The following is a 3,733-nucleotide window of genomic DNA, read 5'->3' as shown; positions in this document are numbered from 1 at the left end:
ACCCTGTGGCGCCGGTCACGAAGTACGACATGCGACCGGACCCTACTCGGTCAGTCGGACTTGCCTCCGCCGAACATGATCTCGTCCCAGCTGGGCACCGAGGCGCGGCCGCGGCCCTTGCGGGCGGGGCGGCGCGCGGGGCGCTCCTCCTCGGCGGCGGGCTGGTCGGCCTGCTCGGGCTCCTCCGGGGCGGCGGGTGCCGCCGGGTCCGGGGCGGGGTCGTCGAGGAAGGCCTCGAGGGGCTGGTCGACCCCCGGTCCCGCGGTCCCGGAGAGGTCCATCGTGGTCTCGGCGTCGGACGGGCCGTCGTCGGGGTCCGGGGCGGTGCCGGGCTGGGCGTCGTGCACCATCTCGATCGCGTCCTCGCCGAGCGGGAGCTCGTCGGCGGAGACCGAGGAGAGCCGGCGCTGCCGTGCCTGCTGCAGGTCGTCGCGGCTCGTGGAGCCGTCCTCGGCGGGCGCGGCCGCCGAGGGAGCGGCGGGTGCGGGTGTCGTGGGCTGCTCGCCGACCAGCCAGCGCGCGTCGTCGTCCTCGAGGGTGACGAAGTTGCCGCGGACGTCGAAGGCGAAGGTGGCCGTCCCGGTGCGCCCGGGGGTCGTGACCTCGCCGGTGAGGGTCCAGCGGCCGTCCTCGCGCCGCCAGGCGTCCCACTCGACCGCCGACGGGTCGACCTTGACCGCGCGCATCTGGGCGGCGACGGCCTCTCCGAGGGTGCGGGCCCCGGTCTCCCCGGAGCGACGGCGTACGGAGGAGAGCTGCGCACGCTGGGCCACGTGGGCACGCTCGGCCAGTACGGGCGCGGCGAACGGCATGATCTTCTCGAGCGTCGTCCGGGCGGCCTCGGCCACGGCCTCGGCCGACTCACCGGCCCGGATGCGGGCCTGGATGTCGCGGGGGCGGAGGGTCGAGTCCATGGTGATCTCCAACTGGCCGAGGCGGGCGTGCTCGCCGCGGAGGGCGGCGCGAAGAGCGTGGTCGACGTCGAGGGTGTGCTCGTCGCCGTGGTCCCCCACCAGGAGCAGCCGCTTGCCGTCCTCGCTCAGTCCCGCGAGCGTGAGGTGGGCCATCGGTGCTGGACTCCTTGAAGCGGTGGCGGTTCGGTCCGTCCGAGCCTACGCCAGCGGGGACGCGGCGCACGGCTAGGTGGACGGCGCGCCCACCGGATCACTCACGCACCGTCCTCGATAGCCTGCAGCGGTGCCCGTCAGCGACCCACCCGACATCCTCGTGGTCGTCGACCTGGTGGGGATCTTCGTCTTCGCCATCTCCGGGGCGCTGGTGGCCGTGCGCCGGGACTTCGACCTGTTCGGTGCACTGGTGCTGGCCGGTACGACGGGCCTGGGCGGCGGGTTCCTGAGGGACGTGCTCATCGACGCGACCCCGCCGGCCGCCCTGACGGACTGGCGCTACCTGGTGGTGCCGCTGGTCGCCGGGCTGCTCACCTTCTTCTTCCACCCGACGGTGGGCCGGATGGAGCGGGTCATCGACGTTTTCGACGCCTTCGGGCTGTCCCTGTTCTGCGTCACGGGTGCCCTCAAGGCCGTGGAGTACGGCCTCGGGCCCGTGCCGGCCGCGCTGATGGGGATGGTCACCGGGATCGGCGGCGGGATGGTGCGCGACGTGCTGGCGAGCCGGCCGCCGCTGGTCTTCAACGGCACCCTGTACGGCACCCCGGCGCTGGTCGGCGCGGCCGTGGCCGTGCTGCTCGGCGAGGCCTCGCTGTCGTTGGGCCTCGTCGTGCTGGCCGGGGCCGGGGTGTGCCTGGTGCTGCGCCTGCTGGCGATGGTGCTCGACTGGCGAGCCCCGCTGCCGCACGGCCCGGCCAACGTGTAGGCCGGCCCGGCCGGGGAGTCACCCCAGCACCCGGTCGAGGTGGTCGTTGGTGAGGACCCGGTCCGGGTCCAGCCGGTCGCGCAGCGCGACGAACTCGTCCCACCGTGGGTAGACGGGCGCGAGGTCGGCGGCCGTGCGGGTGTGCATCTTTCCCCAGTGGGGGCGCCCGCCCGCCGCGCGGAGCACGGTCTCCACGCCGGCGAAGTAGGGCCGGTGGTCGGCGCCGGCGGGCACGTGGAACGCGAGGTAGAGCGAGTCGCGGCCCGACGCCGTGGACAGCGTGATGTCGTCGGCCGGCGCTGTGCGGATCTCGACCGGGAAGCTCACCCRCCAGTCGGAGGCGTCCAGCTCGCGACGCACCTCGCGCAGCACGTCGAGACCGACCTCGCGCGGGACGGCGTACTCCATCTCCTTGAAGCGGACCGTGCGCGGAGTCGTGAAGACGCGGTGGGCGACGTCGGAGTAGCGACGCTCGGTGAGCGCGACGGCACTGAGGCGGTTGATCCGCGGGATGATGCCCGGGACCCGGTTGCCGGCGGCGGTGAGCGCCCCGAACACGGTGTTGGAGAGCAGCTCGTCGTCCAGCCAGCTGCGCCACCGGGGGAGCGGCTCGGCGGCGTCGAGGTCGGCGAGCCGGTCGTTGGTCTTGGTCACCATCCCGTCGRTGTGCGGGTACCAGTACATGTCGACGTGGTGGTGCGTCGCGACCAGTTCGTCGTACGACGACAGCGCCTCGTCCCACGACATCGGCCGCTCGTGGGCCTCGAGCGCGAAGAGCGGCTCCACGTGGAAGGTGATCGAGGTGAGCACGCCGAGGGCGCCGAGCCCGATCCTGCCCGCGGCGAAGACGTCGGGGTGCTCGTCGGCACTGACCCGCAGCACGTCGCCGGCGCCCGTGACGAGCTCGAAGCCGGCGATCTGGGCGGACAGGGAGGCGTCCACGCCGCCGGTCCCGTGGGTGCCGGTCGACGTCGCCCCGGCGACCGTCTGGGCGTCGATGTCGCCCATGTTGTGCAGCGAGAGACCGAGTCCGGTGAGGCGGGCGTTGAGCTCGTGCAGCGGTGTCCCGGCGGCCGCGGTGACGGTCATGGACTCGCGGTCGACGGCGAGGATGCCGGTGAGGGCGACGGGCGTCAGCTGGCCGTCGGTCGCGACGGCGATGCCGGTGAAGCTGTGCCCGGTGCCGACCATCTTGACCCGGCCGCCCCGCTCACGGGCCGCGAGCACCTCACGGACCACCGCGGCCGTGTCGGCCGGAGACGTCACCCGCGAGGGCGTCGCCGACTCGGTGCGCGCCCAGTTGCGCCAGGGGGTCGTGGTCGCCGTGGTCATCCGTCCTCCAAGTGCGGTCTGCTCGCACGCCGAAGGCTAGACGGTCGCACCTCAGGCTGTCGGGGCCGCACTCGGTGTCCGGATCGCGCCCGGGGGCGGCTGGGTGTCTCGATCGCTCCCGGGGGCGAACGTGCCGGTGGCCCCGCCGGTGTCTCCTGGGCGGGGTGCGGGGCGGGGTCGTTACTGGTCGGGCGGGTGGGCGCGGAGGGTCYGGAGGGTGTGGAGGTCGGGGAGCTCGATGAGGCCTACGCCGGGATGGGTGCCGGGCTCTGGCCACGCTCGTCCGGTGGCGGTGCTGCCGGTGTGGTCACGGCGGTAGGTGTGACCCAGCGGGCTGGTCCAGTCGAACACGCCCGGTTCGGTCATCTGATAGCGCCAACGGCCGTGGGTCTTGAGCCGGTGGTGCAACCTGCACAACGCCGCGAGATTGTCGGTGGCCGTCGGGCCACCCTGGTCGGGGTGGCCGTGGTCGTAGGGGTCGATGTGRTCGAGGTCGCAGTGGCGGGCGTTGCGACCACACCACGGGAACACGCACGTCCCGTCSCGGACGATGACGTGCTCGCGGATC

Annotated in this window: 4 protein-coding genes; 1 reads left to right on the top strand and 3 read right to left on the bottom strand. The window is 73.6% G+C overall.

All coding sequences use genetic code 11. The annotated features are described in order from the left end of the window. Positions 1-50 precede the first annotated feature (50 nt). On the bottom strand, positions 51-1,067 hold the full coding sequence (sepH, locus tag ACXJKL_RS16850; protein WP_457208173.1) for a septation protein SepH: 1,017 nt from the start codon (positions 1,065-1,067) through the stop codon (positions 51-53). 130 nt (positions 1,068-1,197) lie between these two features. Between sepH and ACXJKL_RS16845 the strand changes: the two genes are divergently transcribed. Continuing rightward, complete coding sequence (locus ACXJKL_RS16845) at positions 1,198-1,833, top strand: trimeric intracellular cation channel family protein (protein WP_457208172.1); 636 nt, start codon at positions 1,198-1,200, stop codon at positions 1,831-1,833. Between the two features lie 18 nt (positions 1,834-1,851). On the opposite strand, the gene ACXJKL_RS16840 is transcribed toward ACXJKL_RS16845, so the two are convergent. Beyond that, the gene (locus ACXJKL_RS16840) at positions 1,852-3,165 is read right to left on the bottom strand and encodes a D-arabinono-1,4-lactone oxidase (protein ID WP_457208171.1); all 1,314 of its coding nucleotides are present in this window, start codon (positions 3,163-3,165) and stop codon (positions 1,852-1,854) included. Positions 3,166-3,345: 180 nt separating this feature from the next. After that, positions 3,346-3,733: HNH endonuclease signature motif containing protein (locus ACXJKL_RS16835; protein WP_457208170.1), on the bottom strand; the 388-nt coding region annotated here is incomplete at its 5' end.

The sequence above is a fragment of the Nocardioides sp. P5_C9_2 genome (assembly GCF_054049555.1).
This window is presented reverse-complemented; position numbering and strand designations above follow the sequence as displayed.

Coding starts and splice junctions, on each gene's coding strand:
- sepH (WP_457208173.1), bottom strand. CDS start 1,067: ATGGCCCACCTCACGCTCGCGGGACTGAGCGAGGACGGCAAGCGGCTG.